23 protein-coding genes and 1 tRNA gene are annotated in these 25992 nt (G+C 73.4%); 13 read left to right on the top strand and 11 right to left on the bottom strand.

Features of this window, described 5'->3' with window-relative positions; genetic code table 11:
* The first annotated feature begins 407 nt into the window (after positions 1-407).
* From dnaK to AC4H2G_RS09675, 5 genes are all read left to right on the top strand, one after another.
* Positions 408-2282 carry a molecular chaperone DnaK gene (gene dnaK / locus AC4H2G_RS09695; protein ID WP_494365542.1) on the top strand — a complete coding sequence of 625 codons (1875 nt, stop codon included), beginning with the start codon at positions 408-410 and terminating at the stop codon, positions 2280-2282.
* Positions 2279-2962 carry a nucleotide exchange factor GrpE gene (gene grpE, locus AC4H2G_RS09690; RefSeq protein ID WP_494365541.1) on the top strand — a complete coding sequence of 228 codons (684 nt, stop codon included), beginning with the start codon at positions 2279-2281 and terminating at the stop codon, positions 2960-2962. The genes dnaK and grpE overlap by 4 nt, the downstream gene beginning before the upstream one ends.
* A gap of 160 nt (positions 2963-3122) precedes the next feature.
* Positions 3123-4121, top strand: coding sequence for a DnaJ C-terminal domain-containing protein (locus AC4H2G_RS09685; protein ID WP_494365540.1), 999 nt, complete (start codon positions 3123-3125; stop codon positions 4119-4121).
* A gap of 13 nt (positions 4122-4134) precedes the next feature.
* Positions 4135-4605, top strand: coding sequence for a heat shock protein transcriptional repressor HspR (locus tag AC4H2G_RS09680; protein WP_494365539.1), 471 nt, complete (start codon positions 4135-4137; stop codon positions 4603-4605).
* A 190-nt stretch (positions 4606-4795) separates the two neighbouring features.
* A complete protein-coding gene (locus AC4H2G_RS09675) occupies positions 4796-5104 on the top strand; it encodes a DUF1540 domain-containing protein (protein ID WP_251149935.1) in 309 nt (102 codons plus the stop codon).
* Between the two features lie 132 nt (positions 5105-5236).
* On the opposite strand, the gene AC4H2G_RS09670 is transcribed toward AC4H2G_RS09675, so the two are convergent.
* Positions 5237-6034, bottom strand: a complete 798-nt coding sequence (locus AC4H2G_RS09670) for a hypothetical protein (protein WP_494365538.1) — start codon at positions 6032-6034, stop codon at positions 5237-5239.
* A 204-nt stretch (positions 6035-6238) separates the two neighbouring features.
* On the opposite strand from AC4H2G_RS09670, the gene AC4H2G_RS09665 reads away from it, so the two are divergent.
* Positions 6239-11590, top strand: coding sequence for a sigma-70 family RNA polymerase sigma factor (locus AC4H2G_RS09665; RefSeq protein ID WP_494365537.1), 5352 nt, complete (start codon positions 6239-6241; stop codon positions 11588-11590).
* Between the two features lie 97 nt (positions 11591-11687).
* Here the strand turns inward: AC4H2G_RS09665 and AC4H2G_RS09660 are convergent, their stop codons facing one another.
* The 3 genes from AC4H2G_RS09660 to upp all read right to left on the bottom strand — a co-directional run bounded on the left by AC4H2G_RS09660 (position 11688) and on the right by upp (position 14161).
* A complete protein-coding gene (locus AC4H2G_RS09660) occupies positions 11688-12410 on the bottom strand; it encodes an NAD(P)H-binding protein (protein ID WP_494365536.1) in 723 nt (240 codons plus the stop codon).
* 149 nt (positions 12411-12559) lie between these two features.
* On the bottom strand, positions 12560-13246 hold the full coding sequence (locus AC4H2G_RS09655) for a winged helix-turn-helix domain-containing protein (protein ID WP_494365535.1): 687 nt from the start codon (positions 13244-13246) through the stop codon (positions 12560-12562).
* A gap of 279 nt (positions 13247-13525) precedes the next feature.
* Positions 13526-14161, bottom strand: coding sequence for a uracil phosphoribosyltransferase (gene upp / locus AC4H2G_RS09650; protein ID WP_494365534.1), 636 nt, complete (start codon positions 14159-14161; stop codon positions 13526-13528).
* A 270-nt stretch (positions 14162-14431) separates the two neighbouring features.
* On the opposite strand from upp, the gene AC4H2G_RS09645 reads away from it, so the two are divergent.
* A complete protein-coding gene (locus AC4H2G_RS09645) occupies positions 14432-14863 on the top strand; it encodes a nucleoside deaminase (protein WP_494365758.1) in 432 nt (143 codons plus the stop codon).
* Between the two features lie 58 nt (positions 14864-14921).
* Here AC4H2G_RS09645 and AC4H2G_RS09640 read toward each other — a convergent pair whose 3' ends face one another.
* Positions 14922-15716, bottom strand: a complete 795-nt coding sequence (locus AC4H2G_RS09640) for an NAD-dependent protein deacetylase (RefSeq protein WP_494365757.1) — start codon at positions 15714-15716, stop codon at positions 14922-14924.
* 317 nt (positions 15717-16033) lie between these two features.
* On the opposite strand from AC4H2G_RS09640, the gene AC4H2G_RS09635 reads away from it, so the two are divergent.
* From AC4H2G_RS09635 to AC4H2G_RS09620, 4 genes are all read left to right on the top strand, one after another.
* A complete protein-coding gene (locus AC4H2G_RS09635) occupies positions 16034-16873 on the top strand; it encodes a siderophore-interacting protein (protein WP_494365533.1) in 840 nt (279 codons plus the stop codon).
* A gap of 8 nt (positions 16874-16881) precedes the next feature.
* Positions 16882-17922, top strand: coding sequence for an iron-siderophore ABC transporter substrate-binding protein (locus tag AC4H2G_RS09630; RefSeq protein ID WP_494365532.1), 1041 nt, complete (start codon positions 16882-16884; stop codon positions 17920-17922).
* A 99-nt stretch (positions 17923-18021) separates the two neighbouring features.
* Positions 18022-18111 (top strand) — tRNA-Ser (locus AC4H2G_RS09625).
* 136 nt (positions 18112-18247) lie between these two features.
* A complete protein-coding gene (locus AC4H2G_RS09620; RefSeq protein ID WP_494365531.1) occupies positions 18248-18595 on the top strand; it encodes a DUF952 domain-containing protein in 348 nt (115 codons plus the stop codon).
* A gap of 577 nt (positions 18596-19172) precedes the next feature.
* Here the strand turns inward: AC4H2G_RS09620 and AC4H2G_RS09615 are convergent.
* The gene (locus AC4H2G_RS09615) at positions 19173-19613 is read right to left on the bottom strand and encodes a hypothetical protein (RefSeq protein WP_494365530.1); all 441 of its coding nucleotides are present in this window, start codon (positions 19611-19613) and stop codon (positions 19173-19175) included.
* Between the two features lie 305 nt (positions 19614-19918).
* Here AC4H2G_RS09615 and AC4H2G_RS09610 point away from each other — a divergent pair, with 305 nt between their 5' ends.
* Positions 19919-21613, top strand: coding sequence for a glycosyl hydrolase family 18 protein (locus AC4H2G_RS09610; protein ID WP_494365529.1), 1695 nt, complete (start codon positions 19919-19921; stop codon positions 21611-21613).
* An 87-nt stretch (positions 21614-21700) separates the two neighbouring features.
* Here the strand turns inward: AC4H2G_RS09610 and AC4H2G_RS09605 are convergent, their stop codons facing one another.
* The 3 genes from AC4H2G_RS09605 to AC4H2G_RS09595 all read right to left on the bottom strand — a co-directional run bounded on the left by AC4H2G_RS09605 (position 21701) and on the right by AC4H2G_RS09595 (position 23571).
* Positions 21701-22393, bottom strand: a complete 693-nt coding sequence (locus tag AC4H2G_RS09605) for a phosphatase PAP2 family protein (protein WP_494365528.1) — start codon at positions 22391-22393, stop codon at positions 21701-21703.
* Entirely contained in the window at positions 22393-23091 is a 699-nt protein-coding gene (locus AC4H2G_RS09600) for a phosphatase PAP2 family protein (protein WP_494365527.1), read from the bottom strand. Before AC4H2G_RS09600 ends, AC4H2G_RS09605 begins: the two co-directional genes overlap by 1 nt.
* An 84-nt stretch (positions 23092-23175) precedes the next feature.
* Positions 23176-23571: a RidA family protein gene (locus AC4H2G_RS09595; protein ID WP_494365526.1), complete on the bottom strand. Its 396-nt coding sequence runs from the start codon at positions 23569-23571 to the stop codon at positions 23176-23178.
* 167 nt (positions 23572-23738) lie between these two features.
* Here AC4H2G_RS09595 and AC4H2G_RS09590 point away from each other — a divergent pair, with 167 nt between their 5' ends.
* The gene (locus tag AC4H2G_RS09590) at positions 23739-24212 is read left to right on the top strand and encodes an NUDIX hydrolase (RefSeq protein WP_494365525.1); all 474 of its coding nucleotides are present in this window, start codon (positions 23739-23741) and stop codon (positions 24210-24212) included.
* Positions 24213-24359: 147 nt separating this feature from the next.
* On the opposite strand, the gene AC4H2G_RS09585 is transcribed toward AC4H2G_RS09590, so the two are convergent.
* Entirely contained in the window at positions 24360-24500 is a 141-nt protein-coding gene (locus AC4H2G_RS09585; protein WP_494365524.1) for a hypothetical protein, read from the bottom strand.
* A gap of 201 nt (positions 24501-24701) precedes the next feature.
* On the bottom strand, positions 24702-25937 hold the full coding sequence (locus AC4H2G_RS09580) for an acetyl-CoA C-acyltransferase (RefSeq protein WP_494365523.1): 1236 nt from the start codon (positions 25935-25937) through the stop codon (positions 24702-24704).
* Positions 25938-25992 lie beyond the last annotated feature (55 nt).

Here is a 25992-nt window from a genome sequence, read left to right as displayed (position 1 = left end):
CCGAAGCCCGGCGAGCCGGTCTGTAGCGTGCGCCTGACCGGCGATGGCGCTAGTGGCACTGATCGCGGCGTAGCTCCCCCAAGCTTCGCTCGGTGGCGCTCTGACCTGCGGTGCGACAACCGCGCGCGACTTGCGGCACAGTGCCGACAGGTTCGCGCGAAAGTGACAGGTCTGATGCGAACCCGCACTCGCGCCTAGCGTGCTCCTTCCGACTCGCCATGCCGGGCATGAGCGCCTTACGACCAAGGTTGAGTCAGATGGACTCAAGTACGGCTCGGTGAACTTGCGCGAGCAACGACTCGGTGCCTACCTTGAGTGAAGCAGACTCAACCCGGTTCGCCCGGGGACCGTGCGCCGTCGTGCGCCACGGGGACCGGTGCGACCACAGCACAACGGAGGCAGCACACATGGCACGAGCAGTCGGGATCGACCTCGGAACCACCAACTCGGTCGTCGCCGTCCTGGAGGGCGGCGAGCCCACCGTCATCGCGAACGCCGAGGGGTCGCGCACCACGCCGTCGGTCGTCGCGTTCTCGAAGACCGGCGAGGTCCTCGTCGGCGAGGTCGCCAAGCGTCAGGCCGTCACGAACGTCGACCGCACCATCAGCTCGGTCAAGCGCCACATGGGCACCGACTGGGACGTCGAGATCGACGACAAGAAGTACACCGCGCAGGAGATCTCCGCGCGCATCCTCGGCAAGCTCAAGCGCGACGCCGAGGAGTACCTGGGCGAGCCCGTGACCGACGCGGTCGTCACGGTCCCCGCGTACTTCAACGACGCCGAGCGCCAGGCGACCAAGGACGCCGGCCAGATCGCGGGCCTCAACGTGACCCGCATCGTCAACGAGCCCACCGCGGCCGCGCTCGCGTACGGCCTGGAGAAGGGCAAGGAGGACGAGCTCATCCTCGTCTTCGACCTGGGCGGCGGCACGTTCGACGTCTCGCTCCTCGAGGTCGGCAAGGACGAGGACGACTTCTCCACGATCCAGGTCCGCGCGACGTCGGGCGACAACCGCCTCGGCGGCGACGACTGGGACCAGCGCATCGTCGAGCACCTCATCAAGCAGGTGAAGAACAGCTCGGGCGTCGACCTGTCGAAGGACAAGATCGCGCTCCAGCGTCTGCGTGAGGCATCGGAGCAGGCGAAGAAGGAGCTGTCGTCCGCGACGAGCACCAACGTCTCGATGCAGTACCTCTCGATGAGCGAGAACGGCCCGATCCACCTGGACGAGAAGCTCACGCGCGCGCAGTTCCAGCAGATGACGCAGGACCTTCTCGACCGGACCAAGGCCCCGTTCCACAAGGTCATCTCCGACGCGGGCGTCTCCGTCTCCGACATCGACCACGTCGTGCTCGTGGGTGGCTCCACCCGCATGCCGGCCGTGACGGACGTCGTCAAGGAGCTCACGGGTGGCAAGGAGCCCAACAAGGGCGTCAACCCGGACGAGGTCGTGGCCGTCGGCGCCGCGCTGCAGGCGGGCGTCATCACGGGCGACCGCAAGGACGTCCTGCTCATCGACGTGACCCCGCTGTCCCTCGGCATCGAGACCAAGGGCGGCGTGATGACCAAGCTCATCGAGCGCAACACGGCCATCCCGACCAAGCGCAGCGAGATCTTCTCGACGGCCGAGGACAACCAGCCGTCGGTGCTCATCCAGGTCTTCCAGGGCGAGCGCGAGTTCGCGCGCGACAACAAGCCGCTCGGCACGTTCGAGCTCACCGGCATCGCGCCGGCCCCGCGCGGCGTGCCGCAGATCGAGGTCACCTTCGACATCGACGCGAACGGCATCGTCCACGTCGGCGCCAAGGACCGCGGCACCGGCAAGGAGCAGAAGATGACCATCACGGGCGGCTCGGCGCTGCCCAAGGAGGACATCGACCGCATGGTCAAGGAGGCCGAGGAGCACGCGGCCGAGGACAAGAAGCGTCGCGAGGAGGCGGAGACCCGCAACCAGGCCGAGGCGTTCGTGTACTCGACCGAGAAGCTCGTCTCCGAGAACAAGGAGAAGCTCCCGGCCGACGTCGTGACCGAGGTCGAGGCCGACATCGCGTCGGTGAAGTCCGCGCTCGAGGGCGAGGACGCCGCCGCGGTGAAGACGGCGCACGAGAAGCTCGTCACGTCGTCGCAGAAGATCGGCCAGGCGCTCTACGCGTCGGCCGAGCAGGAGCAGGCCGCCCCTGACTTCGGCACCTCGCAGGACGCGCCCGCGGCCGACTCGTCCACCCCGGACGAGGACGTCGTCGATGCCGAGATCGTGGACGACGAGGACGACAAGAAGTGACGTCGGACGAGGCCCGGGGCCCCGAGGAGCAGGCCGGCGAGACCGGTCAGGGTCCCGAGGACAAGCCCTTCCAGTTCACCGACAAGCGCAAGGTCGACCCGGAGACCGCCCGGCCGCGCGAGAGCGCGGCCGGGGCCGGCCCCTCGGCTGATCCCGGGGCCGGCACGCCGCCCGGCGCCGGCGACGAGGCAGGGACCGACCCGCTCGAAGGGCTCGACTTCGAGCCCTCGGGCGAGGCCGAGGTCGACGCGGCCGTGCTGGCCGCGAAGGCCGAGGCGGCGCAGCACCTCGACTCGCTCCAGCGCGAGCGCGCGAGCTTCACGAACTACCGCAACCGGGCGCTGCGCGACCAGGAGGCCGCGCGCGCCAAGGGCGTGGAGGACGTGCTGACCGCGCTGCTGCCCGTGCTCGACGACGTGGACCGCGCCCGCCAGCACGGCGAGCTCACGGGCCCGTTCGCCGCGATCGCGGACAAGCTCGACGCGAGCCTCGAGCGGTTCGGGGTGCAGCGGTACGGGACCGTCGGCGAGGAGTTCGACCCGAACGTCCACGAGGCGCTCATGCACCAGACGGACCCCGAGGCCACCACCGCCACGGTGAACCTCGTCATCGAGCCGGGCTACCGCATCGGCGAGCGCGTCGTGCGCGCCGCGCGCGTCTCCGTCGTCGGCCCGGAGTAGCACCACCCCCGTGCCCGACGGCGCGGGCGCACCTTCCGCGCGAAGGTGCGCCCCGCCGTCGGGCACGGGACGATCACCACCGGGAGCGCCGCAGCGCCCCGGTCGAGCACCGCGAGGACAGACCCACGAGCACACGAGACACGACCCGGAGGGAGGCGCCGTGACCGGTCAGGACTGGATGGAGAAGGACTTCTACGCCGCGCTCGGCGTCCCCAAGGACGCCGACGACGCCGCGATCAAGAAGGCGTACCGCAAGCTCGCGCGGCAGCACCACCCCGACCACAACCCGGGTGACGACGCGGCCGAGGCGAAGTTCAAGGAGATCGGCGAGGCGTACGCCGTGCTGTCCGACCCGAAGGAGCGCGAGCAGTACGACGCGATCCGGGCGATGGCGGGCGGCGGTGCCCGGTTCTCCGCGGGGCCCGGCGGCGCCGGTGGCGCGGGCTTCGAGGACCTGTTCGGCGGCATGTTCGGCGGCGCCCCGGGCGGAGGGCGCGTGCGCTACTCGACCGGTGGTCAGGGCGGCGCCGGGTTCGAGGACATCCTCGGCTCGATGTTCGGCGGCGGAGCCGCGGGTCAGCGGTTCGCGGGCCCGGGTTTCGGCGGACCGCAGGCGGGGGCCGACGTCGCCGCCGCGACGACGCTCCCCTTCCGGCAGGCGGTCGAGGGTTCGACCGTCACGTTCACCGTCGACGGCCGCCAGGTGACCACGCGCATCCCGCCCGGCGTGCGGGACGGACAGAAGATCCGCCTGCGCGGCAAGGGCCGCCCAGGAAGCGCCGGCGGACCGGCCGGCGACCTCGTCGTCACCGTGCGCGTCACGCCGCACCCCGTGTTCGCGCTCGACGGGACCAACCTGCGCGCGAGCGTCCCCGTGACGTTCGCGGAGGCCGCGCTCGGCGCGACGATCTCCGTGCCGACCCTGGACGGGTCCACGGTAAAGGTCAAGGTGCCCGCGGGCACGCCGTCGGGCCGGACGCTGCGCGTCAAGGGTCGCGGCGTCCAGACGGCGAAGGGTGCGGGGGACCTGCTGGTCACGGTCCAGGTCGCCGTCCCGCAGAAGCTGTCGAAGGCCGCGCGCGAGGCTGTCGAGGCGTTCGCCGCCGAGACCGACGGGCAGGACGTGCGGGCCGATCTCGCGCGCCAGGCGGCGGAGTGACGGGGGTGGGGTCGTGAGCCAGGAGGTCCCCGAGGACGCGCCCGTCCTCGTCATCTCCCAGGCGGCGGCGCTCGCGGGCATGCACCCGCAGACGCTGCGCCAGTACGACCGCCTCGGGCTCGTCGTACCCCGCCGCGCCGCCGGGCGCGGTCGCCGCTACTCGCTGCGCGACGTCGCGAAGCTGCTCGAGGTGCAGCGCCTCAGCCACGACGAGGGCATCAACCTCGCCGGGATCCAGCGCATCCTGGCCCTCGAGTCGCAGGTCGAGCGGCTCGAGCGCCGGCTCGAGGCCCTGTCGGCGCGCGTCGAGCCCGGCGGGCGCGTGTTCGCCGCGGCGGCGAGCGGTGACGTCGTCGTGGTGCCGCGGGGCCGCAGCGTGCGCCGCGGCGTCGACGACGCCCTGCGCGAGACGTTCGCCGAGCACGCCGAGGCGCGCGCGCTCGTCATCTGGCGGCCGTCCGCCCGGCCGGACGCCGACGGCTGAACGCGCCCGAGGGGCAGCGGACCCGCGGCCGCGCCCCCGCAAGACTCATTTCGAAAGAATGATGTGCGCTAAATAAATGCACACGCTGCAATTGTTAGTCAGGCCTTGCTTGCTATACACGAGGGAATTCCGGGAATACCGTGGAGAACGGAAGCCCGGCCCCCCGGGTCCTCGGAGCGAGGAGACAACGATGAGCAGCCTCATGGAGATGCCCCAGGTCGTCGAGTGTTCCATCGACGGGTGCGGGTACAACCACGACCACGGGTGCCACGCGGGCGCCGTGACCATCGCCGGCCACGTCGGCGACGCGGAGTGCGCGACCTTCATCCCGCTCGGCACCAAGGGCGGGCTCGAGAAGGTCCTCGCTCACGTCGGCGCCTGCCAGCGCACGGAGTGCGTCCACAACGAGTCGCTCGAGTGCTCGGCGCCGTCGATCCGCGTCGGCGCGGGCCCGTCGAGCGAGATCAGCGCGGACTGCCTCACCTTCACGCCGCGCTGACGCGCGGCCGGCTCGGAGGCGGGCTGGCCACCCATCAGACCGCGAGGACGCCCCGCACCCCTGACGCCCCGGAACGAGCGATCGCCCGCTCGGGCCGGGGCGTCGTCGCGCCCGGCCTCGCGCCCGGACCGCTCAGCGTTGCAGCGTGTCGAGCAGCGCGACGGCGGCCGCGTGGGTCCCGGGCAGCGGCTCGGTCCACAGGCGCGGCGGACGGCGCAGGATCGCCGAGACGCCGAGCGAGAGCCCGGTGCGCTCGATACGACGGCGCAGTTCCGCCCGGACCGCCTCGCCGTCGACCAGGCGCTCACCGAGGACGACGAACAGCCCGTTGCCGAGCGACGCCATGGGGTGCCCGTCGCCGAAGGTCTGGGTCAGCGCGCGGCCCATCGCCGCCGACCGGGCGAAACGTTGCCACCCCGTCAGGTCGTCGACGGCCACGTCCACGACGAGCAGCCCGTGGGTGTCGCCGACCGGGACGCCCGAGCGTTGCGCTGCGCCGTACGTCTCGCGGAGGCGGTGCGTCAGGTACTGCGGCGTCGCGAGCCCGGACTCCGGGTCGAGGACCTCGGGGGAGACCGGGGTCGCGGCGTAGCCCTCGGCCCAGCCCACCGCGACGGCGCGCAGGAGCTCGAGATCGGGCTCGCGCTCGTGCGAGCGGTACAGGCACGCCACGTCGTCGATCGCCTCGCCGATGCCGACGCCGGCCTCGCCGCGTGCCTGCCCGAGCCGCTCCGCGGCGGGGGTGACGTCCTGGCGGTCGATCACCGCCTCGGCGAGCGCGTCCACGGCGGGGTGGTACCAGTCGCCGGGGCGCAGCCAGACGCTCTCGACGCTCCTCTCGCGCCAGGCCTCGCGCAGGCGCTCGGGGGCAGGCGCGGCGTACCCATGGATGTGTTCCATGTCCATGAGACGGGCGAGGACCTCGGTCATGACGCGGGTTCGGCGAGAAACTTCGCCGAGGTGCTGCAGCGGGTGAAAAGAACTGTCGGTAGCGGGTAAAGACAGGACGAAGCGGGACGGTTCACCCCCGTCCGAGACCGATGTCGTGGAACCCCTCCCCGGAACCTGGACAGGCGTCTACCATGAGCACCGTCGTACGTCTTGCTGCTGCAGGACGATGTCCAGGGCGGTGGCATGACTGAGGCGCGAACACAGGTGTCGGGCGAGGCGTTGAGCGACGCCGAGCTCATCACTGCTGTGCGTGGTGGAGACCCGAGCGCCTACGGTGCCCTGTACGAGCGGCACGCCGCTGCGGCGCACTCCGTGGCACGGCAGTACGTGCGGTCGGCGGTGGACGCCGACGACGTCGTCTCCGACGCCTTCGCCCGCACCCTCTCGGTCCTGCAGAACGGCGGCGGACCGGACGTCACGTTCCGCGCGTACCTCTTCACCGTCGTCCGGCGCCTGTCCTACGACCTCGTCAACGGTGCCCGGCGCACCCAGCCCACGGACGACGAGCGGACCTTCGAGTCAGCGTTCGGGCCGATGGCCTCGACGGAGGACCCGACGCTCGAGGGGTTCGAGCGCTCGATCGTCGCGAAGGCCTTCGCCGAGCTCCCCGAGCGCTGGCGCGCCGTCCTCTGGTACACGGAGGTCGAGAACCTCGCTCCCGCGGAGATCGCCCCGATCCTCGGTCTCACCGCGAACGGTGTCTCCGCCCTCTCCTACCGGGCGCGCGAGGGCCTGCGCCAGGCCTATCTCCAGCAGCACCTGACGTCAGTGCCCGCCGAGGAGTGCCAGGGCGTCAACCCCCTGCTGGGCTCCTACGTGCGCGGCGGCCTCGCGAAGCGCGAGACGGCGCGCGTCGAGAGCCACCTCGACGGCTGCGGCGAGTGCCGTGGGCTCGCGCTCGAGCTCGGCGACGTCTCGCACGGCATGCGGGCGGTCATCGCGCCCCTGGTCCTCGGGATCGGTGCGCTGGGGCTCGTCGGGACGGTGCTCCCGGTGTCCGGCGGGGCCGCGGTCGCAGGCGGCGCGGCGGCGGCCCTGGCCGGTGCCGGAGCAGGGCAGAGCGCCTCCGGCGGCGCTGCCGGTTCGGGCGGGGCAGGGTCAGGCGGGGCAGGTTCCGGGGGTGCGGCCGGATCGGGAGGCACGGCGTCCGGCGGGGCCACGGGTACTGGCGGTGCCGCGGGCACCGGCGGTGCCGCGAGCACCGGTGGGGCGGCGTCAGGCGGGGCGGCGGGCGCAGGCGGGGCGGCAGGCACCGGTGGCGTCGCGACCGGCGGGGCGGGCGCGGTCGGCGGTAGCGGGGCGGCAGCAGGGACAGGGGCCGCGGGAAGCGTGGTCGTGGGCGGTGGTGCGGCCGGCAGCGGTGCCGCAGCGGCGGGTGCCACGGCAGCGGGAGCCACCGCGGCGGCCGGCGGTGCGGGGGCAGCCGCAGCGGCTGGTGGCCTCGCCGCGCTCGTCGCGTCCGCGCCCCTCGCTGCGGCGGCCGTCGGTGTCGGGGTGCTCGCCGTGGCAGGGCTCGGTGTCGCGGGTGCGCTGGGCGTCTTCACGCCCAGCTCCACCCCGACACCCGAACCCACGGCTGCGACGAGCCCGTCGCCCAGCGCCTCGCCGGAGCCCTCCGGCTCCGCGACGACCGAACCGGCCACGACGCCCGACGACCCGTCGTCGGACCCCACGTCGCCGGCGAACATCCCGACCACGGCTCCCACGACCTCCACCGAGGAGGACCTGGTCGACGACCCCGCGCCGCTCGCCGACGTCCCGGGCGCCTCTCCCGTCGACCCGGGCGCGACCCCGGTCGATCCTGTTCCGCTGCCCGTCGGGCCGACGCCGGGTCCGGTGGAGCCCACGCCTGGCCCGACCGAGCCGCCGCCCGCGCCGCCGGCGCCGCCCGCGCTCGAGCTCTCGCTCGGGACGGTCACGCTCGCCGCGCGCGAGCCTGCCGACCTCACCGTCATCGCGGCCAACACCGGTGGCCGCGCCGCCGAGGAGGTCCTCGTCGAGGTGACCCTGCCCGAGGGGGTCGCGGCGGGCACCTCCTCGCTCGTCCCGGGCGGCGCGTCCGTCGCGCCCGCGCTCCGGACGGCGGCGCTGCCGTGCGGCTCCGCAGTGGCTCAGGAGGACGGGACGAGCCTCGTCACGTGCTCCGTCGGCGTGCTCTCGCCCGGCGCGAGCCAGGACCTCGTGGTCCAGGTGACGGCGCAGTCCGGCGGCGAGTACTTCTTCCACGGCGTCGCGCGGGCCAAGGGCATCGAGCCCGTCCGCAAGGCGTTCCGGCCGACGTCCGTCCGCTACTACGGCGCCGAGGTGCGCGTCGCGCCCGTGTACCCCGAGGGGCGGGCGTTCGCGCTGACGAACCCCGGGACCGTGGACATGGCGCTCGAGGTGCGCAACGCGGGCGACAAGGTCGCGAGCCGGCCCTCGGTCGAGTTCGCGCTCCCGGACGGTGTGGTCCTCGTGACCGACGACGACGGCACACAGCGCGCGGACGGCTGGACCTGCGAGGCCGGCGACCGCTCGGAGGTCTCGTGCACCAGCGAGATCGAGCTCGCGCCGAGACAGCGTGCGAGCTTCGCGGTGGACCTGCTCGCCGACGCCGCTGACGCCGACGGTGCGCGCCACACGGTGACGGTCAGCGGCGACGCGGTGGACGCGCACGACGGCGCGACGACCGTCGTGCTGGACGTCGCCGAGGCGTGGGCCGGCGCCGAGGACGGGCTGACGCAGCCGGTCGTGCCGCAGTGCGGCGTCCCGGGCGACCCCGAGGCCGCGTCGATCCGGGCCGGGTACACCAACACGACGGCCTACGACGACCTCACGATGACGGCGGAGGCGGCGGGGTCGGTCGCGACGTCGGTCGTGGCCCGCGGGGAGACCCGCGAGCTGCGCGTCGACGACGGCGTGCGGTTCCCCGCCGGGTCCGCCGCCGTCGTGCTCGCGACGACGATCGCGGACGAGACGTTCGAGCACCGGCTCGACGCTGGACCCTTCGAGGCCCTGGACTGCTGGGACCCGACGTGGCTCACCACGGCCGACGTCGGCGTCACGGCAGAGAACGTGGACGGCACCGTCCGGTACACGGCCGACGTCACGAACGACACCGACGTCGCGATGGACGTGCGTCTGCTCGCCCCGACGGGCGGCACGTGGGACGCGGTCGCGGACTCGGACGCTGCCCGGCTCACCGCCGAGGGCGGGACCGGCGCCATGGTCCTGGAGACCGGTCTGCGCGAGATCCCGCGCGGGAACGCGGTCCTGCGCCAGTACCGCTGGCACGCGGACGCGGACGGCGACGCGAAGGGGTACCAGAGGCTCCTGCCGATCCTCCTGGACGCGCAGCGGATCGCGCCGGCCGTGGCCGAGCCGAGCGTCGGGCAGTGCGTGTTCGACCCGGCGACGGACACGTCGTCCGCGCCCGTCACGCTGCGCTACGACAACTTGGCGTCGACGCTGCCCGTCCTGTTCACCGTCGCTGGGCACGCGGACCTGACGCGCACCGTCCCGGCCGGGACGTCTCTCGACGTCGACCTGCCGCGCGCCGGCGCCGCCCCGGTCTCGTACACGCTGCGCACCGACGGCGCACGGCCCGTCGACCGCGCGGTCCCGGCCGTGGACTGCTTCGTGTGGTCGGTCGCGGGCGAGGCCTCGTCGCGGTGGTCGGCAGAGTCGGGGTCCGTGGTCGTGGACGGGGTGTTCCGCAACGGGCACGCGGCGGCGCCGCTGCGCGTGGTGATGGACGCGGGCGAGCTGGGTGTCACGGAGCCGGTGGAGGTCGCGCCGGGTGCGGAGGCGTCGTTCACGGTCGACACGGGTTCGCGCGACGTCGCGGCCGGTGCGGTGACGTTCCGGGTGATCCGGCTGGACGGGTCCGAGGGGTCGCGCGAGGTGCCGGCGAGGTTCGCGGCGGTGCGGTACGCCCCGTCGGCGGCTGCCGCGCCGAGCGTGGGCGAGTGCGTGTTCGACCCGGCGACGGACACGTCGTCCGCGCCGGTGTCGCTGCGGTTCGACAACGCGGCGTCGACGGTGCCGGTCGTGTTCGCGGTCGAGGGTCGCGACGACGTCACGGTCTCCGTCCCGGGTGGTGCGGTGCGCGACGTCCAGGTGCCGGGCGGCGTGGGCCAGCAGGGTGCGACCGCCGTGGTGCTCGCCGACGGCGCCGCGATCGCGACGCACGCGATCCCCGCCGTGGACTGCTTCCGCTGGTCCGTCGACGGCGCGGTGTCCTCCGGCTGGGTCGTCGACGCCGGGACCGGCTCGGCCGTGCTCACGGGCACGTTCCGCAACGACCACCGGGCCGCGACGCTGCGGGTCGTGCTGGACGCGGGCGCACTCGGTAGCACCGAGCCCGTCGACGTCGCGCCCGGCACGAGCGCGACGCTCACGCTCGGGACGCGCCTGCGCGACCTCCCGGCCGGGTCGGTGACGTTCCGCGCGCAGCGGACCGACGCGACGGGCGGCTCGCACGACCTCGTGCGGTCGTACGACGCGTTCTCGTACGTGCCGGCCTGGGCCACGACCGCGACGGTCGAGACACGCTGGCAGGACGGCTCGGTGAAGATCGTCGGCACGCTGACCAACGACTCGCCCGAGACGATCGACGCGCGCATGCTCGGCGGCCGGTTCGGGGACTCGGCGCCCGTGCAGAAGATCGCTCCCGGGCAGACCGCGACCTTCACGATCGACACGCGCTCGCTCGAGGTGAAGCCCGGAACCGTCTCGTTCTGGCAGTACCGCTGGGTGCACGGCAAGGGGTTCGCGGACACGGCGCTGACCGCCCGGTTCTCCGGTACGGCCTACGTGCCGGACTGGGACGCGACCGCCACCGCGACGGCGCAGTGCGTCGCCGACGCCGCGGTGCTGACCGCGAGCCTGCGCAACGACTCGGACGAGCCCATGCACGTCGTCGCGCGGACACCGGTGGGTGCGCACGACCTCGGCGAGGTGGCGCCCGGCGAGGTCGCTTCCGTCGAGATCCCGACCGGCGCCCTGACCCTCGACGGCGGCGAGGTCGCGTTCGACCTGGCGCGCACGGTCCTCGGCCGGACGTTCACCCACACCGTGGCTGCGACGTTCGGCGCGGTTGACTGCGCGGTCGTCGCACCGGCGGCGAGCCTCGTGCTCGCAGACCCGACCTATGACGACGCCCGCGACCACTCGTTCCGGGCGGTCTCCCTGCTCCTCGACAACTCCGGGTCGAACGTCCCCGTGGCGTTCACCGTCAGCGGTGCCGCCTCGGGCGCCTGGGAGCTCGCGGCCGGCGAGCAGCGGACCGTGCCGCTGGGCGAGGCCCCGTGGACGGGTGCATCGTACGCCGTGCAGGCCGGCTCGTGGGCGCAGACGTTCACGGTCGAGGCCTTCACCGCCGCGCCGCAGTGCGCCCCGGCGTGGGTCTGGTCGACCTGGTACCGGCACGACGCGACGGTCTCGTACAAGGGCTGGAACTACGACGCGCGGAACGGGAGCATCGCCGTCGCCCCGGACGACCGGTGGACCGGCTGGCTGTTCTGGGAGCGAAGCACCCGCTGCGGCGCGGGCTGAGCCGCCTACCGCGAGGTAGAACCGCAGGTCGCGACGTAGAACCCGGCGGCTTCTACCTCGCGACGTGCGGTTCTATCTCGCGGCCGGTGACCGCCCGCTACCCGAGGATGCCGTCGATCGCCTCGTCCACGGGGCGATCGCCGCCGACGAGGTCGATCACCAGGCCGGCCGTGCGCGGCTCGTGGAGCACGGCCGCGATCACGAGGGCGACGTCGTCGCGCGTGACCTCCTCGCGCTCGCGACCGGCACCGGCCTTGCGCCGCTTGCCCCGGGGACGGCCGCCGTCCTCGTCGACCGGTGCGAGCGCGACGAGGCCCACGCCGGGCTCGTCGGTGAGGCGACCGGGGCGCACCACGGTCCACCGCAGGCCGTCGCGCGCGCGCAGGTCGTCCTCCGCGGCGGCCTTGGCCTGGAGGTAGGCCCAGAAGGTGTCGTCGATCTCGTCGGGTCGCTCGTCCGACCGCGCCGCCTCCGTGCCGCGCGACGAGACGAGGACGTAGCGCTCGACCCCCGCACGCTCGGCGGCGTCGGCGAGCAGGACCGCGCCGGCACGGTCGACGGTGTCCTTGCGCTCGGCGCCGCTGCCCGGGCCGGCGCCGGCGGCGAACACGACGGCGTCCGCACCCTCCAGCTCGAACGAGACGGCGACGGCGTCGTCCTCCTCGAGGTCGACGAGGGCCACGTGCGCCCCGATCTCCGTGAGGTCCGTGATCTGCGAGGCGGAGCGGACGAAGGCCACCACGTCGTCGCCGCGCTCCACCAGGGTCCGGGCCAGGCGACGGCCGACCTGGCCGTGACCTCCCGCGATGACTGTGCGCATGGGCCGAACGTAGCGCCGTCGAGCGGCACCTGCCCGTCGAGCAGCGTCGTCGGGGGCCTGTGACGGGAGGGCCCGACAGGGAGACGCTGCCGGGCCGGCGGGTCCCCACGTACCCCCACGTCGTCCCGCGGCCCGGCAGCGCAGGGTCCTCAGGCGGCGTCCCCCGAGCTGCCGAGGACGACGGGGGTCTGCGGGTCGAACCGGTAGCCCAGGCCGCGCACGGTCGTGATGACGTGCTCCAGGCCGAGCTTCTCCCGCAGACGGCGGACGTGGACGTCGATGGTGCGGCTGCCCGCCGCGACGGCGTGGTCGCCCCACACGGTGTCGAGCAGCTCCGCGCGCGTGACGACGCGGTGGGACGAGCGCGCGAGGTAGGAGAGCAGCTCGAGCTCGCGGTGCGTGAGGCGCGTGCGGCGTCCCTCGACCGTCACCGAGCGGTCGACGGGGTCGACGACCACGCGCGGCACCGGCGACAGGGTGGCGAGCCGCTCGCGGAACGCGGCGATGTCCTGGACCGGCGAACGCTGCCCGGCGACGGGGTCCTGGCTCGGCTCGGCGAGCGCGAGAGCGGTGTACGTCTCGGCGCTCGGCAGCCAGTCGCGGGCGAGCTCCCCGAGGGCCTCCGCCAGCTCGACGAGCTCGGCGGCCGGTGTCTCGCCCGGCGCGGCGTCGACACCGACGTACAGCACGAAGCCGGGGTTGCGACGGGGAGTGGTCGGGCTGACGACCGCGGCCTGCGCGACCGGTGCCGTGCGGGGCGAGGTGCCGTGCGGCGTCGGGACGGTGGCCGTGCGAGGACGGCGGTGCGTGGGGCGGGGTGCGGTGAGGGTGGTCATGGTGGCTCCGGGTGCGTCGGGCCGACGGCGGCACCGGAGGTCCGGCGGGGTCGGCAGGGTCAGGGTCTGAACGGGCGGGAGAGGCGTTCAGGCCTGACAACAGACGCACATGACCGCGCCCGGGAGCACGCCGGACGGCGTGCTGGCGGGACGGGTCGAGGTGCTCACGAGAGGCAGCATGGCAGGGCGCGAGCGGGCGCGCCAAGAGGTAGCGTGGAAAGTCTCACGGTGCGAGACGGATCCGTCTCGCTCAGCGAGCCGCCGGCTCGCACTGACGCGTCAGACGACGCCGTACAGCCGGTCGCCCGCGTCGCCGAGACCCGGGACGATGTACGCCTTCTCGTTGAGGCGCTCGTCGACCGACGCCACGACCACGTGCACGTCCACGCGGTCGCCGACGGCGGCCTGCAGCACCTGCAGGCCCTCGGGAGCGGCGAGCAGGCACACGGCCGTGACGTCGCGCGCCCCGCGCGCGAAGACGTAGTCGATCGCGGCGACGAGCGTCCCGCCCGTCGCGAGCATCGGGTCGAGGAGGAACACGTGCCGGCCCGTGAGGTCGTCCGGCAGGCGGTTGGCGTACGTGATCGCCTCGAGGGTCTCCTCGTCGCGCTGCATCCCGAGGAAGCCGACCTCCGCGGTCGGCAGGAGACGCGTCATGCCCTCGAGCATCCCGAGACCCGCGCGCAGGATCGGGACCACGAGCGGGCGCGGCTCGGCGAGCCGCACGCCGACGGTCGTCGTGACCGGGGTCTCGATCTCGTGCGGCTCGACGCGCACGTCGCGCGTCGCCTCGTACGCGAGGAGCGTGACGAGCTCGTCGACGAGGAGCCGGAACGTCGGCGACGCCGTGTCCTTGTTCCTCAGGACGGTGAGCTTGTGGGCCACCAGCGGGTGGTCGGCGACGTGCAGGCGCATGGGCTCCACGGTACTGGACGGCCGGCGCGGGTTGTCAGCGTCACGGCGGTCTATAGCCTGGAGGGCGGCTGACACGTTCGGGAGGGCTCCGGCCTGTCAGCACGCTGCCGCTCCATGGGGCGGTGTTCCGCTGACAGCTCCGGAGGTCCCGTGCCCGACGACGTCCCGCACCTCGGCGACACGTCGCGCCCCGGCCTCGCCCTCCCGTGGCCCGAAGGGGAGTTCCCGCCCGTCGCGCTCTCCGCGCGCCGCCAGGTGTGGGACGCGCTCATGGGGCTCGCGCTGCACGAGGCGACCCACGCCCTCGCGAGCGACGACGTGCCCGTGGGGGCGCTCGTCGTCGGGCCGGACGGGCGCCTGCTGGGCATCGGCCGCAACCGCCGCGAGGAGACCGGCGACCCCACCGCGCACGCCGAGGTCCTCGCGCTGCGGCAGGCCGCGGTGACGCTCGGGACGTGGCGGCTCGAGGGGTGCACGCTCGTCGTGACGCTCGAGCCGTGCGTCATGTGCGCCGGGGCGCTGGTTCTGGCGCGGGTCGAGCGGCTCGTGCTCGGCGCGTGGGACCCCAAGGCCGGCGCGACCGGCTCGGTGTGGGACCTCGTGCGCGACCAGTCCGCGAACCACGAGGTCGAGGTCGTGCCGGGCGTGCGGGCGGACGAGTGCGGGCAGCTCCTGCGGGACTTCTTCTCGACGCAGCGTTGATCAGCGGGTCCCTGTGGTCCGGGGTGCGGCCGTCCGGGACGCCGCCGCCGGGTCGGCGTCAGGTCAGGGCGTCCGTCAGCGCCGTGAGGGTCTCGGAGACGCCGGCCTCGACCTTGAGGGTCGCCAGCGGGTCGCCGCGGGTGGCGCCGCGGTTGACGATGACGACGGGCTTGCCCGCCTTCGCCGCGTGGCGCACGAACCGCAGCCCGCTCATCACCGTGAGCGACGACCCGGCGACGAGCAGCGCGTCCCCCGCGTCGACCATCGCGTACGCGCGCTGCACGCGCTCGCGCGGCACGTTCTCACCGAAGTAGACGATCTCCGGCTTGAGGACGCCGCCGCAGAACTCGCACGGGGCGGGGCGGAAGTGCGACGTGCGCTCGATGACCGCGTCGGCGTCGGGCGCGATCTCGACGTCGCCCACGTCGCCGATCGACTCGAGGAAGCCCGGGTTGAGGGCCGAGAGCCGCTCCGCGAGGTGCTCGCGCGAGACCACCCGTCCGCACTGCAGGCAGATCACGCGGTCGTACCGGCCGTGCAGGTCGATGACGTTGCGGCTCCCCGCGTCCTCGTGCAGCAGGTCCACGTTCTGCGTGATGAGCCCGACGAGCACGCCCGCATCCTCGAGGCGGACGAGCGCGCGGTGCCCAGCGTTCGGGCTCGTGCGGTGCACGTGCTGCCAGCCGACGTGGTTGCGCGCCCAGTAGTGGCGGCGGAACGCCTCGTCCTGCACGAACTGCTGGTACGTCATGGGGTTGCGCGGGGGCGAGTCGGGCCCGCGATAGTCCGGGATGCCGGAGTCCGTCGACACACCCGCGCCCGTGAGCGCCGTGACCCGCAGGCCCCGCAGCAGCTCCGCGGCGTCCGCGACGGTCCCCGTGCGCGGGGCCGGTCCCGTGCCCGACGGCGGCGGCTGGCTCGGCCGCCACGCGAGCCTCGACGAGACGGTCGGGACGGGCGACGGCGGCACGTCGGCGGCGGAGGTCGCGACGTGCGCGGGGGAGGTGCTGGGGCCGGGAGGCGTCGGGTCGGGCACGCATCCACGGTACGACGACGGCGGCCTGGGCGAGGGTGGTCCCGTGCCGCCGCCCGCCTGAGCGGCGGTCACGACGGGCGTGCCGGTGATGTTAGCCTTACCTAAGCATCGACGGCCATCGACGAGAGGCAGGCATGTCGACCACTCCCACGCAGGCTCCTCGGCGCGCGCGCCCGCAGACCGTCCTCGACGTCCTCGAGACGACGTGGATCGCCCCGCACATGGTGCGCGTCGTCGCCGGCGGGCCCGGTTTCGCGGGCTTCCAGAGCAACGAGTACACCGACAAGTACGTCAAGGTGCTGTTCGCGAAGCCCGAGCTCGGCCTCGAGCCGCCGTACGACGTCGCGGCGCTCCGTGAGACGCTCGCCCCCGAGGACCTTCCCGTCACCCGCACGTACACCGTCCGCTGGGTCGACGACGCGGCGCAGCGCCTCGCGATCGACTTCGTCGTCCACGGCGACGAGGGCATCGCGGGGCCGTGGGCCGCGAACGCTCGGCCGGGGGACCGGATCGTGCTCTCCGGCCCCGGTGGGCTCTACGCCCCGGACCCGGGCGCCGACTGGCACCTCCTCGTCGGGGACGACTCCGCGATCCCCGCGATCTCGGCCGCGCTCGAGGCGCTGCCCCGCGACGCCGTCGGGCTCGCGCTCGTCGAGGTCGGCACGGAGGCCGACGTCCAGGCGGTCGGCGCGCCCTCGGGCGTCGAGGTCACGTGGCTCTACCGCCGCGACGGCGCCGCCGGGACGACGACGCTCCTCCCCGACGCGGTGCGCGCGGCACCGTGGCTCGACGGCCGCGTGCACGTCTTCGCGCACGGCGAGCGCGAGGCGATGAAGGCGCTCCGCCGTGTCTTCGCCGAGCGCGGGGTGCCGCGCGCGGACCTTTCACTGTCCGGCTACTGGGCGTACGGACGCGCCGAGGACCGGTTCCAGGCCGAGAAGCGCGAGCCCATCGGCCAGATCTTCGAGGACTGAGAGAGACCATGAACGCACTGACCCACCGCGGCACCGCCGCGACCCGCCGTGCCGCCCTCGCGGGCGTCTCGGCCCTCGCGCTGCTGGCCCTCGCGGCCTGCTCCGCCGACTCCGGTGACGACACCGCGGACGGCGACGCCGCGACGTCGGGCACGGAGACCGCAGCGGGCGAGCAGTTCCCCGTGACGGTCGACACCGCCTTCGGCGAGGTCGAGATCCCCGAGGAGCCGACGCGCGTCGTCGCGCTCGGGTGGGGCGACGCCGAGACGGCGCTCGCCCTGGGCGTCGAGCCCGTCGGGGCGAGCGACTGGCTCGCGTTCGGCGGCGACGGCGTCGGGCCGTGGCTCGAGGACGCCTACACCGAGTCGCCCGAGATCATCGGCACGCTCGAGCCCTCCTACGAGCAGATCGCCCTGCTGGACCCCGACGTCATCCTCGACGTGAAGTCGTCGGGCGACCCCGAGCGGTACGAGCGCCTGTCGGAGATCGCGCCGACCGTCGGCATCCCGGAGGGCGGCGAGTCGTACCTGGCGTCCCTGGAGGACCAGGTCGACATGATCGCCGCAGCGCTCGGTCGCAGCGACGCGGGCGACGACCTGCTCGCCGAGGTCGACGACGCGTTCGCCGCCGCGCGCGAGGAGAACCCCGACTTCGAGGGCAAGACCGCCGTCATCGGGTCCTACTGGGCCGAGGGCTTCGGCGCGTACGTGTCGTCGTCGAGCCGCGGTGAGTTCATGCAGAAGCTCGGGTTCGTCACCAAGCCCGAGATCGACGAGGCCGCGGGCGAGGAGTTCTCCGCGAACCTCGGCACGGAGAACGTCGAGCTGCTCGACGCCGACCTCACCGTCATCCAGCCCATCGGCTTCACCGCGGCCGAGGTCGAGGCGCAGTCCGCGTTCCAGACCGTCCCGTCCGTGGTCGACGGGCGCTACGTCGTGTTCGACGACCCGGACCTGTCCAGCGCGTTCTCGCTCGGCACGCCGACGGCGATGATCTACGCGATCGACAACGTCGTGCCGCTGTTCGCCGAGGCGCTCGCGGGCAGCTGACCGGGTCGTTGATCGGTCGGCTGACTGGACAGCCAGGACGCCGATTCGGTGTCCGGGGCCGGGACCAGGTATCCTTCCTGGGCCGGTGTCCCCGGCGAAGGTAGCGTGTCCGAGCGGCCTAAGGAGCACGCCTCGAAAGCGTGTGTGGGTGAAAGTCCACCGTGAGTTCGAATCTCACCGCTACCGCCACCCGAAGGGCCCCACCCGCAGAATCCTGCGATGGTGGGGCCCTTCGTCGTACCCGACCCTCCGTCTTCACGCCGTTGTGCTCCGCGGACTGGACGAGCGGACGACGTCGGACGCCTGTTCTGGCAAGGTGTCGACGGTGGAGATCCTGCACGTGGCCCATCGGGAGGACTGGGAGGCGGCCCTCCGCAGCGGCGCCTATCAGGTCTCGACGCGCGGGGCGAGCCTGGATGAGGTGGGCTTCATCCACGCGTCCTACCCTCACCAGCTCGCCGCGGTGGCCGAGTTCGTGCACGCGGGCGACGAGGCCGACCTGTGCGTCCTCGTCCTGGACATGGACGCGATCCAGGCAGCAGGGACCCGCGTCGTCGACGAGGACGGCGGGAGGGGCGAGCTGTACCCGCACATCTACGGTCCGATCGAGCCGCGATTCGTTACCGCCGTGCGCCCGGCGGGATTCGATGAAGCCGGCCGGTTCCGGTGGTGACCGCCGTGATCCGGTCCGGGGGTCGGGCTGGACATACCGTCGCACCGAGCCCAGAGCCGGCCACCACTCCCGTCCTCCGCCCCGGGGCCGCGAGCGCCGAGCAGGCGTGACGACCAGGCCCCCGAGGCGACGACGTCGACGCGAGCACCACGAGAAGCCCCCCACCGCAGCCGCTGCGACCATGATGTGTATGGCCGCCCAAGACCTCGGACCCCGCTGGAGAGTTCTGTTAGTCACGCTGGGTACGTCGTTGGGCGTCCTCGGACTGGTGCTCGGCAACACGGTCTGGGATGCGCCCACTCTCTGGGGGCGCTGCATGATCGGTGGGTACCTCTTGGGCGGGGCGTATTCGCCCTTCGGTACTTTCGCCAGCGCGGCGACGACGCCTGAACCCAGCGCGTGCTCCGCGCGCCGCAATCGCCGTTCACTCCACCGTGCGAGTCGGCTCCCAGGCGGGCCCCGCGCGCTCCGCATCCTTGAGGGCCCGAGAGCAGGTCGGTGCCGAGTCCGTCCGGGTGCACCGACGTGCGTGAGACGAACTGGCCGCCCGCGATGAATCCGAGAGGAGAATGCAGGCTCAGCCGCCGGTGAACATGGAGATGAACAGCTCAACATCCACCGCCAGGCACGGCTCGTCGAGCGCGGCGAGCGCGTCGTTCCAGGCGTCCGACCTGATCCCGACGGCATCCTGCAGGTTGGCGACCCCGTGGCTGACAGCACTGTCCCCGCTCGAGGGGATGCGGTCGAGTGAGCGTGCCGCGACGGCGTACCAGCCCTGCTGCTCCTGGGCGGCCATGCGGCCCTCGCTCAGCGCGACGTCCGCGTTCTCCACGATCGTCATCACGTCGGAGACAGCCGCGCACGCGGCAGCGTCCTGCGCCACGTCGTCCCCGGGAGCATCAACCTGGGCCACCTCTCCCGTGGGCTCGGTCTGCGTGCTGCTTGCGCTACCGCAGCCAGCCACCATCAGCGCCACCAGCACCAGAGCTGAAACCCCGGCCGCCTTGCTTCCTCGCATGAACGCACCCCCGTTCTGACCGTGTGTGGCCAGAGACTACACAAGGCCGACGCCCCGCCGTCGACCGCTGCGACGTCCTTGGAGACCGCTGAGGCCGTTGCGATGCGGTCCCGGTGGTCGCGACATGTGTTCGTCCTCCACTCGTGACCAGATGGTTTCGTTCGGACTCTGGCCTAACCGCACCCCGACCGATAGTGTGCAGGAGACCGAACAAATCCCGGATCCCAGTCCGGCGCACGAAGAGCAACGAGGCCTTCATGTCGTATCGATCATCCCCAGCACCCCGACCTTCGAGGCGTGATCCCGTGAACACTGCACCCAGCCGGTCCCGATCCCGTACAGCGGGGGTGGCGCTCGCCGCCGCCACCGCCCTCGCCGCGGGGGCGCTCGCCGCACCCGCTGCCGCAGCGCCCCTGCCCAGCGCGAAGCCCGGCGCGTCGGTCGACGGCCCGGCCGACATCAACGGCTACCGCAGCGTCGGCTACGTCATGTCCGACTCGCGCGTCACCCGCGACTTCCAGGTGGCCGACCTCGTCCGCACCGGCGCGATCGAGGACCTCACCCACATCAACTACGCCTTCGGCAACGTCACGACCGACCTCGTGTGCGACATCGCCGACGTCCCCGGCGAGGGCGACCCGATCAACGACTTCGTCGCGGAGGTCGCCGCCAAGGACTCCGTCGACGGCAAGGCCGACAAGCCCGGCCAGGCGCTCGCGGGCAACTTCAACCAGCTCCGCAAGCTCAAGGCGGTGAGCCCGGAGACAAAGATCCTCATCTCCCTGGGCGGCTGGACCTGGTCCGACAACTTCTCCGAGGCGGCCTCGACGCCCGAGGGGCGCACCGCGCTCGTCGACTCGTGCCTCGACCTCTACATCGACGGCGACCTGCCGGAGATCGACGGCAAGGGCGGCCCGGGCGCGGCGGCCGGCATCTTCGACGGCATCGACATCGACTGGGAGTGGCCCGTCACCGGCGGTGAGACGGCCAACGCCCGCCCCGAGGACAAGGAGAACTTCCTGCTCCTCATGGAGGAGTTCCGGGCCGAGCTCGACGCGCGCGGCGCGGAGGACGGCGAGGACTACCTGCTCACCGCGTTCGCCCCGGCGGGCGGCTGGAACGCCGGGCAGGGCGGCTGGCTCGACCCGCGCCTGTTCGCCGTCGTGGACTTCCTCAACGTCCAGGGCTACGACTTCCACGGCGGCTGGGTGCCGAACCAGACCGGCCACCAGGGCAACCTGCACCCCGACGGCACGCAGAACTGGGGCCTCGGGCTCGACGGCGCGCTCGGCATGTACGTGAACGCCGGGGCGGACCCGTCGCAGATCAACGCGGGTCTCGCGGCGTACGGGCACGGCTGGTACGGCGTCGAGGACGGCTCGCAGGCCTGGCAGCCGGCCGCGGGGTACGTGGGCACGAAGACCTACGCCGAGCTGCGGTCGTTCGGGGAGGCCTTCTTCGACCCCGAGATCGGCGCGAGCTGGCGCTATGACGGCGACCAGTGGTGGAGCTACGACGACCCGACGTCGGTCACCGCCAAGGCCGAGTTCGTCGCGACACAGGGCTACGGCGGCGCGATGTGGTGGGACCTCTCGGGCGACTACCGCAACGAGCTCGGCGACGCACTCGGTTCGACGCTGCGCGCGGCGACTCCCGGCCCCGGCGTGGCGGACGAGTGTGCGGTCCCCTGGTACGGCACCGGCGTGTACACGGGTGGCGAGGTCGTCTCGCACGAGGGCTCGGAGTACAAGGCCCAGTGGTGGACCCGCAACCAGGAGCCGGGCGCGAGCACCGCGTGGAAGAACATCGGCCCCTGCGGCACGGCGCCCGAGGTCGAGGTCGCCGACTGCTCGGCGGAGTGGTCGCGGGAGACCGTCTACACCGGTGGGCAGAAGGTCTCCCGCGCGGGCGTCACCTACGTGGCCCAGTGGTGGACGCGGGGCGAGCTGCCCGGCTCCGTGACGTGGGGCGCGTGGGACCCGGTCGGTCTCTGCGCGTGAGCTGACGACGGCCGGGTGACCACCCGGCCAGACGACGACGGCGGGCCCGGTCAGACGACCGGGCCCGCCGTCGTGCCGCAGGGACGTTCAGCCCGCGCGCGCGTCGCGGCGCAGGTAGTTCCAGGCCAGGGCGCAGCAGACGATGCCGTTGACCAGCCCGACGACCACGTCCGCCGGCCCGTGCGCGCCGCGGTACAGGCGCGAGAACCCGATCGCGAGCGGGACGAGGCAGCACAGCACGGTCACGACCACGCGGAGCACGGGGTGCGTGATCCGCTGCGCGAGCAGGGCCAGGGTCAGGTAGAACGCGGCCGCCGCACCGGTGTGCCCGGACGGGAAGCTCGACGTCGGCGGCGACTCGTCGAGACGCTCGACGTCGGGCCGCTCACGGCCCACGACGATCGAGGACGTGAGGAAGATCAGCGCCTGCAGCGCGACGGCGAGCGCCGGCACGATCGCGAACCACCACTGCCGCGTCCGCCACCAGACGAGCAGCACCGTCAGCAGCGTGCCGCCGATGATGAACTCGGTCGTGCCGATCAGCGACAGCACGTCGGTGATCGCGTCCCACGTGGGGGTGCGACGCTCCTCGAGCCACCGGTTGACCGCCACCTCTCCCGGGAGGTCGCCGAGCGGACCGGTGATGAGGAAGCCCGTCGCGACGATGAGGACCCAGAGCAGCGCGCCGGGCAGGAAAGCGCGGAGCCCGACGTCGCGCAGCACCTCCTTCGCCGTCGGCCGGGTCGTGTCGGTCTCGTAGCGGTGCACGAAGGAGTGCATCAGGCCTCGTTCCGGGGAGCGGCACCGGGGGTGCCGGGGGTGAGGGTGGTCGTCCACCCGTGGTAGCCGACGGCGGACGCGCCGGCCACGGCGCCGCCGAGCAGGAGCCCGGCGACCACGTCGGACGGGAAGTGCGCGCCGAGGAGCACGCGGTCGGCGGCGGTGACGAGCCCGAGCGTCGTCGCACCGGCGACCGCCGCGACGCGGCCGCGCCGGCCGAGCAGCGGCCAGACGAGGACCGTGAGCGCGACCCCGACGGCCGCGGCGTTCATCGCGTGACCGGAGGGGAAGCTGCTGCCAGGGACCGTCGTGACGACCTCGTCCACGACGGGACGGGCGCGGTCGACGAGCTCCTTCGCACCGAGCCCGATGGCCCACGCTCCCCAGATGGTCCCGGCGGCCCACGCCGCGCGCGTGGCGAGACCGTGCCGTCGCCACGCCCAGACGCACACGCCCATCGCGCCGATGTTGAGCCACCGTGCCGCGAGGACCTCCTGGCCCACGAGCAGTCCGCGCTCGAGCACCGGCCGCTCCGCGGTGAACCGGGTCGCCGCCGCGACGGCGGCCCGGTCGGCGTCGACCACGAGGCCCGACTCGGCCCGCACGAGCCATGCCAGCGCGAGGACCGGGACGGACGCCACGACGCCGTAGAGCGCGGCGCGTGAGAGCGCGCGTCGTCGCAGCTTGTCGGCAGGCACCCCCGGACAGTAGCGGCAGAGAACGGCTCTCGCGCGAAATCTGCCGGGTTGACCAGGGCTGCCAGGTGCGTCAGGTCCGCGAGGTCAGGCGGGGAGCGCGGCCACCGCCTCGATCTCGACGAGTGCGCCCGGCCGGCCGATCCCGACGCGGAGCACGGTCACCGCGGCGGGATGGGGCCCCCACACCTCGCCGACGACGGCGAAGCCCTCCATGAGGTCGGCCTCGGGCGCCAGGTAGATCGCGAGCCGGGCGACGTGCTCCGGACCCGCACCCGCGGCGTCGAGCACGGCGAGGACGTTGCGCAGGGCCTGGGCGGTCTGCTCGGCGATTCCGCCCTCGACGATCTCGCCGTCGGGGCCGGTCCCGTCCTGGCCGCCGACGTAGAGCGTTCGGCCGGTCTCGACGATCGTGCCCTGCGAGAACGCCGGGTTCGTGTGCAGCCCGGGCGGGTTGACGTGCGTGACGGTCGGCGAGCTCATCCTGGTCCTCCTGGCTGGTCGATCTGTGGACGGTCGGTCACCATCGACGGTACGGGCCACCCCCCACACCGCTGAGTGCTGGGTATTTGTCGTCCATGGGTTTCGTGAACGACAAATAACCAGCACTCAGCGGGCTGGGTCGGCCGCGGCTGTGTAGGAATGGACACGTGAAGCAGTCAGCAGGGCTCGTGCTCTACCGCGTGCGCGACGGCGTCGTCGAGGTGCTGCTCGGGCACATGGGCGGTCCGCTGTGGGCGCGCAAGGACGCCGGCGCGTGGACGATCCCCAAGGGCGAGATCGACCCGGACGAGGAGCCGCACGCCGCGGCGCTGCGCGAGTTCGCCGAGGAGCTCGGCGTACCGGCGCCGACGAGCGACGAGCCCGACGTCGACCTCGGGACGGTGCGGCAGCGCGCGGGCAAGCTCGTCACGGCGTGGGCGCGCGAGGGCGACCTCGACGTGTCGGCGATCGTGAGCAACGCCTTCGCGATCGAGTGGCCGCCGCGGTCCGGGCGGATGCAGGAGTTCCCCGAGCTCGACCGCGCCGGATGGTTCCCGCTCGCGACGGCGCGGGGCCTCGTGGTCAGCGGGCAGGTCGAGCTGCTGGACCGGCTCGACGCGGCGCTCGCGGAGCGGGAGTGATCGTCAGAGGCGCAGTGATCCCGGGCAGCACGAGGCCCCGGGACCGACGGGTCCCGGGGCCCGCTCGTGCGGTCCGGACCTGCCCGGAATGACCCGGTCGGCTCGAGCCTGCCGGGAGGAACCCGGTCGGCTCAGGGAGCGCCTCGGTCAGGCCAGCAGGTAGGGGGCGGCGACGAAGCCGGCCAGGAGGCCGACGGCGACGACCGCGACGGCGGACAGGTGCGATCGACGTGCCCGTGCGGTCGCGCGGCGCGCGGTGTGGCCCAGGGCCTCGGTCATGGCGGTCATGACGGTCCTCTCGTCGTGGACGGTGTTCCAGGAGGAGAGACCGCGCGTGGCGCGATCCATGACGCGGTTTCAGCGACGAGTTGACGCGATCCACGTCACACCAGCCGTGTCGAAGCGCGTCGACCCTGGTTCATCATCGTGCACCAGGGTCGTTCGGCACGCGCGCGGAACCGCGCCCACGCCCGCGCAACCGCGCCAGGGTCAGCCGGCGCGCAGGATCAGGGCGTCGCCCTGGCCGCCTCCGCCGCACAGCGCGGCGGCACCGACCCCGCCGCCCCGACGTCGCAGCGCGAGCGCGAGGTGCAGCGCGAGGCGCGCCCCCGACGCCCCGACGGGGTGGCCGAGCGCGATCGCCCCGCCGTCGGTGTTGACGACGTCCGCGTCGATCCCGAGGTCCGCGACCGACTGCAGCGCCACGGCTGCGAACGCCTCGTTGATCTCGACGAGGTCGAGGTCCGACGCCGCAAGCCCTTCGCGCTTCAGCGCCGCCTCGATCGCGCGCGAGGGCTGGGAGTGCAGCGAGCTGTCCGGCCCGGCGACCTGGCCCGCCGCGCCGATCTCGGCGAGCCACGACAGCCCGTTGCGCTTCGCGAAGGCGCGGCTCGCGACGACGACCGCCGCCGCGCCGTCGGACAGCGGCGAGCTCGAGCCCGCGGTGATCGTGCCGTCCGCGACGAACGCGGGGCGCAGGCGCTCGAGCGCCTCGAGCGTCGTGTCCGCCCGGACGCCCTCGTCGTGCTCGACGACGACCGGCTCGCCCCGGCGCTGCGGCACGGCGACCGGCGCGATCTCCTCGGCGAGGTGCCCGGCGTCGCGCGCGGCGGCGGCCCGCTGGTGCGAGCGCAGCGCGTAGGCGTCCTGCTCGGGACGACCGATGCCGCGCGTGGCGCACCCGCGGTCGGTGAGCTCGCCCATGACCTCGCCGCTGAACGGGTCGTTCAGGCCGTCGTGCGTGAGCGAGTCGGCCATCGTCACGTCGCCGAACGCGAAGCCCGCGCGCGAACCGAGCACGAGGTGCGGCGCGTTCGTCATGGACTCCTGGCCGCCCGCGACGACGACCGTCGCCTCACCGGTGCGGATCAGCCGCGCTGCGTCGATGATCGCGGTGAGCCCGGACAGGCACAGCTTGTTGACCGTCACGGTCGGCACGTCCCAGCCGATGCCGGCGTTGATCGCGGCCTGGCGTGCAGGCCCCTGCTTGGCGCCCGCCTGGACGACCTGACCGACGATCACCGTGTCCACCTGGTCCGGCGCGACCCCGGCCGCGTCGAGCGCCCCGCGGATCGCGTGGGCTCCCAGCTCCGCGGCGGACAACGACGCGAGCGCGCCGCGGAAGCGCGCGAACGGCGTGCGGGCGCCGTGCAGGAGGACCGGGGTGACCTCGTCCTCGGGGGTGACGGCTGCGCCGTCGGGCAGGGTGCTGGCGTCGTTGCTCATGGTGATCCGTCCGGAGTGCGGTGGAGAGGTGAGGAGGAGGGGCCCCGGCGCCGCG

It is taken from the genome of Cellulosimicrobium sp. BMG9.23, from assembly GCF_059159985.1.
The sequence above is the reverse complement of the archived record's forward strand: the minus strand, read 5'-3'. Positions and strand labels throughout refer to the sequence as shown.

What these genes read in the sequence shown, in the direction of transcription:
- dnaK (WP_494365542.1), top strand. Translation starts at nt 408, where the DNA reads ATGGCACGAGCAGTCGGGATCGACCTCGGAACCACCAACTCGGTCGTC.
- AC4H2G_RS09675 (WP_251149935.1), top strand. Translation starts at nt 4,796, where the DNA reads ATGAGCAGCCTCATGGAGATGCCCCAGGTCGTCGAGTGTTCCATCGAC.
- AC4H2G_RS09670 (WP_494365538.1), bottom strand. Translation starts at nt 6,034, where the DNA reads ATGACCGAGGTCCTCGCCCGTCTCATGGACATGGAACACATCCATGGG.
- AC4H2G_RS09665 (WP_494365537.1), top strand. Translation starts at nt 6,239, where the DNA reads ATGACTGAGGCGCGAACACAGGTGTCGGGCGAGGCGTTGAGCGACGCC.
- AC4H2G_RS09660 (WP_494365536.1), bottom strand. Translation starts at nt 12,410, where the DNA reads ATGCGCACAGTCATCGCGGGAGGTCACGGCCAGGTCGGCCGTCGCCTG.
- AC4H2G_RS09655 (WP_494365535.1), bottom strand. Translation starts at nt 13,246, where the DNA reads ATGACCACCCTCACCGCACCCCGCCCCACGCACCGCCGTCCTCGCACG.
- upp (WP_494365534.1), bottom strand. Translation starts at nt 14,161, where the DNA reads ATGCGCCTGCACGTCGCCGACCACCCGCTGGTGGCCCACAAGCTCACC.
- AC4H2G_RS09645 (WP_494365758.1), top strand. Translation starts at nt 14,432, where the DNA reads ATGGGGCTCGCGCTGCACGAGGCGACCCACGCCCTCGCGAGCGACGAC.
- AC4H2G_RS09635 (WP_494365533.1), top strand. Translation starts at nt 16,034, where the DNA reads ATGTCGACCACTCCCACGCAGGCTCCTCGGCGCGCGCGCCCGCAGACC.
- AC4H2G_RS09630 (WP_494365532.1), top strand. Translation starts at nt 16,882, where the DNA reads ATGAACGCACTGACCCACCGCGGCACCGCCGCGACCCGCCGTGCCGCC.
- AC4H2G_RS09615 (WP_494365530.1), bottom strand. Translation starts at nt 19,613, where the DNA reads ATGCGAGGAAGCAAGGCGGCCGGGGTTTCAGCTCTGGTGCTGGTGGCG.
- AC4H2G_RS09605 (WP_494365528.1), bottom strand. Translation starts at nt 22,393, where the DNA reads ATGCACTCCTTCGTGCACCGCTACGAGACCGACACGACCCGGCCGACG.
- AC4H2G_RS09595 (WP_494365526.1), bottom strand. Translation starts at nt 23,571, where the DNA reads ATGAGCTCGCCGACCGTCACGCACGTCAACCCGCCCGGGCTGCACACG.
- AC4H2G_RS09585 (WP_494365524.1), bottom strand. Translation starts at nt 24,500, where the DNA reads ATGACCGCCATGACCGAGGCCCTGGGCCACACCGCGCGCCGCGCGACC.
- AC4H2G_RS09580 (WP_494365523.1), bottom strand. Translation starts at nt 25,937, where the DNA reads ATGAGCAACGACGCCAGCACCCTGCCCGACGGCGCAGCCGTCACCCCC.